Here is a 6,880-nt window from a genome sequence, read left to right as displayed (position 1 = left end):
GCTTGAACATGACACGTTAGTGGTGGTTTTTCCTCTCTGGTGGTACAGCTTCCCGGCAATGCTAAAAGGATATATTGACAGAGTATGGAATAATGGGCTGGCTTATGGAGATGGGCACAAATTACCATTCAATAAAGTTCGTTGGGTGGCGCTGGTTGGAGGAGACAAAGAATCATTTGTCCAGATGGGCTGGGAAAAAAATATAAGCGATTATTTAAAAAATATGTGCAGTTATCTTGGTATTGAAGATGCCGATGTCACTTTCTTGTGTAATACAGTGGTATTCGATGGGGAAGAACTTCACGCGAGCTATTATCAGTCGTTATTATCTCAGGTACGGGATATGGTAGATGCACTATAAGATGTGTTAAAAACGCTGTAGCAGAATGAAGCGCGGAATAAAAAAGCGGCAACTCAATAAAGTTGCCGCTTTACGGGGAAATTAGAACATTACCTTATGACCGTACTGCTCAAGAATGCCTTTCACGCGTTCCATGGTCTCTTTCTTCGGTGGTTTAACACCGTCGAGTTTGTACTCTTCACCCATTGCCACCCATTTGTGTTTGCCCAGCTCGTGGTAGGGGAGAAGCTCGATTTTCTCAACGTTGCCCATATCACGGGTAAATTCACCGAGGCGATGCGCTGAATCGTCATCGTCAGACCAGCCTGGGACAACAACGTAGCGGATCCACACCTTCACATTTTTGTTCGCCAGATATTTAGCGAACTCCAGCGTGCGGTGGTTGGAAACTCCAACCAGATTTTGGTGGATCTCGTCGTTCATCTGTTTGAGATCGAGCATTACCAGGTCGGTTACTTCCAGCAGTTCATCAATCACCGGATCGTAACGACGAACAAAACCGTTGGTGTCCAGACAGGTATGAATGCCTTCTTTTTTGCAGGCGCGGAACCAGTCACGAACAAACTCAGCTTGTAGGATTGCCTCACCGCCGGATGCGGTAACGCCGCCGCCGGAAGCGTTCATAAAGTGGCGATAGGTCACCACCTCTTTCATTAAATCTTCAACGGTAACTTCTTTACCGCCATGCGTGTCCCAGGTGTCGCGGTTATGACAATACAGGCAGCGCATCAGGCAGCCCTGGAAAAAGGTGATAAAGCGAATACCCGGGCCGTCTACGGTTCCACAGGATTCAAAGGAGTGAATGCGACCAATAACTGACATTGCGGTGTTTCTCCAGATGTGGCCCATCTGAGGCCGTGTTGGTGCGCAGCTCGAAGGCTACGTCGAGTCTGTTTTGGCAGTCACCTTAAAGTATAGATAGCTGACAAAAAAGGCTCTCGTGCTAAAAAAGGCCCCACTTTCGTGGAGCCTTTATTGTACGCTTTTTACTGTACGATTTCAGTCAAATCTAATTACATAGATTGAGTGAAGGTACGAGTAATAACGTCCTGCTGCTGTTCTTTAGTCAGCGAGTTGAAACGTACTGCGTAGCCAGATACACGGATGGTCAGCTGCGGATATTTTTCCGGGTTTTCCATCGCGTCGAGCAGCATTTCACGGTTCATCACGTTAACGTTCAGGTGCTGACCACCCTCTACGTTGGATTCGTGGTGGAAGTAACCGTCCATCAGGCCAGCCAGGTTGGCTTTCTGGGCTTCCATATCTTTACCCAGTGCGTTCGGTACGATGGAGAAGGTATAGGAGATACCATCTTTGGCGTAAGCGAACGGCAGCTTGGCAACGGAAGTCAGGGATGCAACAGCACCTTTCTGGTCACGACCGTGCATCGGGTTGGCACCCGGGCCGAACGGAGCACCGGCACGACGGCCATCCGGGGTGTTACCGGTCTTCTTGCCATATACCACGTTGGAGGTGATGGTCAGAACAGACTGGGTAGCAACAGCACCACGGTAGGTGTTCAGCTTCTGAATCTTCTTCATGAAGCGCTCAACCAGGTCACAGGCGATGTCATCGACGCGAGCGTCGTTGTTACCGAACTGCGGGTATTCGCCGTCGATTTCGAAGTCGATGGCAACGCCATCTTCGTCACGAACCGGTTTGACTTTGGCGTACTTGATAGCAGACAGGGAGTCAGCTGCTACGGACAGACCCGCGATACCACACGCCATGGTGCGATATACGTCACGGTCGTGCAGCGCCATCAGAGAGGCTTCGTAGCTGTACTTGTCGTGCATGTAGTGGATGATGTTCAGAGCAGCAACGTACTGCTTGGCCAGCCAATCCATGAAGTGATCCAGACGATCCATCACGTCGTTGTAGTCGAGGTACTCAGACTTGACCATCTCGGTTTTCGGACCGACCTGGATCTTGAGCTTCTCGTCCATACCGCCGTTGATTGCATACAGCATGGTCTTGGCCAGGTTGGCACGAGCACCGAAGAACTGCATCTGCTTACCAACGATCATCGGGGATACACAGCAAGCGATGGCGTAGTCATCGTTGTTGAAATCCGGACGCATCAGATCGTCGTTCTCGTACTGAACGGAAGAGGTCTCGATGGATACCTTGGCACAGTACTTCTTGAAACCGACCGGCAGCTTCTCGGACCACAGGATGGTCAGGTTCGGCTCAGGGGACGGACCCATGGTGTACAGGGTGTTCAGCATACGGAAGCTGTTCTTGGTGACCAGGGTACGGCCGTCAACGCCCATACCAGCCAGGGTCTCGGTAGCCCACATCGGGTCGCCGGAGAACAGTGAATCGTATTCCGGGGTACGCAGGAAGCGAACCATACGCAGCTTCATGACCATGTGGTCCATCAGCTCCTGGGCTTCTTGCTCGGTGATCAGGCCTTTCTGCAGGTCACGCTCGATGTAGATGTCCAGGAAGCTGGAGGTACGACCGAAGGACATGGCAGCGCCGTTCTGGGACTTGACTGCCGCCAGGTAGGCGAAGTAGGTCCACTGTACGGCTTCTTTGGCGTTCTTGGCCGGTACGGAGATATCGCAACCGTACTTGGCAGCCATCACCTTCATCTGTGCCAGGGCACGGTGCTGCTCGGAGATCTCTTCGCGCAGACGGATGGTAGCTTCCAGGTTGACGCCGTTTTCCAGGTCAGCTTGCAGGGACTTGAACTGGGCCAGTTTGTCGGCCATCAGGAAGTCGATACCGTACAGAGCGACGCGACGGTAGTCACCGATGATACGGCCACGGCCGTAAGCATCCGGCAGACCGGTGATAACACCAGACTTACGGCAGTTCAGGATGTCTTTGGTGTAAACGTCAAACACGCCCTGGTTGTGAGTCTTACGGTACTCGGTGAAGATCTTCTCGACCATCGGGTCCAGTTGACGACCGTACACTTCGCAAGAAGTTTTAACCATCTTGATACCGCCGTTGGCGATGATGGCGCGCTTCAGCGGCTTGTCGGTCTGCAGACCAACGATCTGCTCCAGGCTCTGATCGATATAACCGGCATCGTGTGCGGTAATGGTGGAGGGCAGGTCAGTATCAAAATCGACCGGCGCGTGAGTGCGGTTCTCGATTTTGATCCCTTCCATGACCTTGTCCCACAGCTTGGTGGTCGCTTCGGTCGCGCCAGCCAGGAAGGACTCGTCACCTTCATACGGGGTGTAGTTCTTCTGGATGAAGTCACGGGTGTTGACAGAGGTCTGCCATTCACCGGCCGCGAAGCCTTCCCATGCTTTTTGGAACTGTTCGTTAAGTTCTGCCATTTTTCATTACCTCACACGGTATTGATGTAGTATCCCGCAATCATCCTTAATGATGACGACGGAAGATAAACCAGTAAGTCAGACCAACCATCACGCCACCACCGATGATATTGCCGATGGTCACGGGGATAAGGTTGTGTAGGACGAAGTTGGATACGGTCAGGTCAGCAAAGGTTGCCGGATCCTGGCCGATGGCCTGCCAAAACTCCGGGCCAGCCACGCTATGGATAGCGATGCCAACCGGAATCATAAACATGTTTGCGATGCTGTGCTCGAAACCTGAGGCAACGAACATGGCAACCGGCAGCAGCATAACCACTACCTTGTCAGTCGCGCTGCGGGCACCAAATGCCATCCATGCAGCCAGACATACCATCAGGTTACAGAGGATACCGAGCGCCACCGCTTCGAAGAAGGTATGGTGAATTTTGTGCTGAGCCACTTTCAGGGCATTCAGACCCCACTGACCGTCTGCTGCCGTGTACTCGGCAGAGACGATGATCAGCGCCACCATCAGCAGACCGCCAATCAGGTTGCCGAAGTAGACCAGCCCCCAGTTCTTGAGCAGCTGGGCCCAGCTGATCCGGTTGGCCGCTTTGGCTACCAGCGTCAGGGTGGTGGAGGTGAACAGCTCGGCACCGAGCAGTACGCAGAGAATAAGTCCGAGAGAGAAGCAGAGACCGCCGACCAGCTTGGCCATACCCCAAGGCATGGAACCGGTTCCGGTAGTCACTGTGATGTAGAAGATAAATGCGATGGCGATGAAAGCGCCTGCGGTAATGGCCAGTGGAATGACCTTGTATGCCGGCTTGGTAGCCTTGGCGTAGGTGATGTCTTCAGCCAGTGCAGCGATGGCTTCGGGCTTGAGACAATCGAATGGGGATTCAGCTTTCAATTATGATCTACCTGAATGTTTTGCCTGTTGAAATCATAACAAAGGGCCAAATGGCCAAAATTGACATCGATCAAATTTATCAGTGTGCGATTGTAATTTTACTACAAATATTTGAGCCGCATGGCTACGCCAGTTTACACCAGGTTTCAGCTGAAACAGAAGTGTTGGATTTTTAATATAATGATTTTAAAGAATTTATAGTTCGCCACACAAACCATGCATTGGCAAGATATCTTTGCAGTTCCCAAGCATGCCCCCTGCCCTGCCTGCAACCCCCTTAGAGGTATTTTTTGTTTTTTATTTCATCTTTGAATAACAACGACATCGCTTATCTGCATCAAACAGAAGGGGCCAACCGGCCCCTCCTTTACTCACACATTGTCAATGCATCTTTATGACCACTGATGGGCGCGCTTGGCCTTTTGCAGCTTCTCGTAAGCCGCCAGCAGCTTCTGGTGCAGCGGGAATTGGGCAAGCGACAAGTCAGCCGCCTCCAGCCCGTGGAAACGCGCTTCGCCACAGGCGTTGGCCCACGCCTGTGCCAGCGTCTCTTCGCCATACATGCGGGTAAAGACGCCGCGATACTGCTCGGGGTCGCGCTCCTCGTCGAGGAAAAGCTCGACGCAGGCACGCAGGGCACGATAGTAGCTGGCACGCTCGGCCGGGAACACCGACTGGTTGAACTCCATGGTCCAGTCGATGAGATCGAGAGCAGTCTCCAGCTCACCGGCAGCCAGCGCCAGCATGGCTTTCAGCTCACCGACGCGCAGGGTGTGCAGCGCGGTGCCCTTGGCGGCAGCGATGCCCAGCAGCTCACGCACCCGGGTGCGCTCGTCGTGCCCCTCTTCGTCCAGTTGATCAAACAACGCCATATACTGCTCGGCATCCCAATCAAGAGATGGCAGCGCCAGGATGGTCTCGCGCAGATGGGCACCCATGGTGTTGTTGGCCAGCAGCAGGTCTTCGGCCGGATAGATGTCGGACATGCCGGGCACCAGGATACGGCAGGCGTAGACGCCCAGGTGCTCGTAATCGGCGATATAGACCGGCTGCTCCAGCTCGTGGAAGATGCCGATCAGGTGGTCGAACTCCTCCTGCGAAGTGCCGCGGAAGTCCCAGTCGGCAAACTCGAAGTCGGCCTCTTCCTTGAACAGATCCCAGCTGATAAGGCCGGAAGAGTCGATGAAGTGGGTCTCCAGATTGTGGTGATCCGCTACCTGCTCGTTGTCGAATGAGGGCGGCACGAACACGTCGAGATCTTTGAGGCCACGGCCCTGCAGCAACTCGGTCACGGTACGCTCGAAGGCCACTTCAAAGCGCGGGTGGGCGCCGAAAGAGGCAAAGCAGGTGCCGTTGCTCGGGTTGAGCAGCACCACACAGATGACCGGATAGCGGCCACCCAGGGAGGCATCGAAGCTGTAAATCGGGAAACCTTCCGCTTCCAGCGCCGCGATGGAGGCGGCAATCCCCGGATAACGGGCAATCACGTCGTTCGGGATAAGCGGCAGGCTCAGCGCCTCGGCGATGATCCTGTTCTTCACGTGGCGCTCGAATACCTCGGAGAGCGCCTGAGTACGCGCTTCAGTCTTGGTGTTGCCGGCGCTCATGCCGTTGGAGACATAGAGGTTACCGATGATGTTCATCGGGATGTAGACGGTCTCGTGATCGGACTGGCGCTCGAACGGCAGGGCGACGATGCCGCGCTCCTCGTTGCCAGATTGCAGATCCACCAGCATCTCGGCGGTCACTTCACCATCCGGGTTGTAAAACTTGCGGGTGAAGCTGTCGAGCAGACCGGCTGGCAGTTGCTCCCCCTCGATAGGGAACCACTTCTCGTTCGGGTAGTGAACGAAATCGCCGTTGGCGACCTGCTCGCCCAGATAGAAGTCGGCGAAGAAGTAGTTGGTGGAGAGACGCTCGAAATATTCACCGAGGGCAGAGGCAAGTGCCGCCTTCTTGCTGGCCCCCTTGCCGTTGGTAAAGCAGAGGGAGCACTCCTTGTCCCGGATGTGCACCGACCAGACGTTCGGCACGGGGTTGAGCCAGGAGGCCTCTTCGATGTCAAAGCCCAGCGCTTGCAGCTTGGTCTGGAAGCGTTCGATGGAGTCTTCCAGCGCCGCGTCCTTGCCGGGAATAAAAGTGTGGTCAGTCATCACGATATCCTGATTTTTATTGGCTCATGTTTGGCCGCAGATAATAGCAGGGGTCGCCGGCTTTGGCAGGACAAAAATCAGCAAACGATAAGCAATGCGCCCCACTTCCGGCGCCCGCAGACCCCAGCGCTCTCTCCTCTCTCGGCCAAAGATGGCAACCAAAGCAAGCGGGCCC

Annotated in this window: 5 protein-coding genes; 1 reads left to right on the top strand and 4 read right to left on the bottom strand. The window is 54.2% G+C overall.

The genetic code is table 11. The features are described 5' to 3' along the window. The coding region (locus tag AAHA41_RS20865) for an NAD(P)H oxidoreductase (RefSeq protein WP_342697341.1) at nucleotides 1-361 on the top strand (361 nt) is incomplete at its 5' end. 81 nt (nucleotides 362-442) lie between these two features. Here AAHA41_RS20865 and pflA read toward each other — a convergent pair. The 4 genes from pflA to ycaO all read right to left on the bottom strand — a co-directional run bounded on the left by pflA (nucleotide 443) and on the right by ycaO (nucleotide 6,705). Then, complete coding sequence (gene pflA / locus AAHA41_RS20860) at nucleotides 443-1,183, bottom strand: pyruvate formate lyase 1-activating protein (RefSeq protein ID WP_000111043.1); 741 nt, start codon at nucleotides 1,181-1,183, stop codon at nucleotides 443-445. Nucleotides 1,184-1,374: 191 nt separating this feature from the next. Further along, complete coding sequence (gene pflB / locus AAHA41_RS20855) at nucleotides 1,375-3,657, bottom strand: formate C-acetyltransferase (protein WP_342697340.1); 2,283 nt, start codon at nucleotides 3,655-3,657, stop codon at nucleotides 1,375-1,377. A gap of 46 nt (nucleotides 3,658-3,703) precedes the next feature. Beyond that, a complete protein-coding gene (focA, locus tag AAHA41_RS20850; RefSeq protein WP_041210327.1) occupies nucleotides 3,704-4,552 on the bottom strand; it encodes a formate transporter FocA in 849 nt (282 codons plus the stop codon). A 392-nt stretch (nucleotides 4,553-4,944) separates the two neighbouring features. Next, nucleotides 4,945-6,705, bottom strand: coding sequence for a 30S ribosomal protein S12 methylthiotransferase accessory factor YcaO (gene ycaO / locus AAHA41_RS20845; protein ID WP_323068944.1), 1,761 nt, complete (start codon nucleotides 6,703-6,705; stop codon nucleotides 4,945-4,947). Between the last annotated feature and the right edge of the window lie 175 nt (nucleotides 6,706-6,880).

Source organism: Aeromonas sp. SER (assembly GCF_038739615.1).
GTDB lineage: Bacteria > Pseudomonadota > Gammaproteobacteria > Enterobacterales > Aeromonadaceae > Aeromonas > Aeromonas jandaei.
The sequence above is the reverse complement of the archived record's forward strand: the minus strand, read 5'-3'. Positions and strand labels throughout refer to the sequence as shown.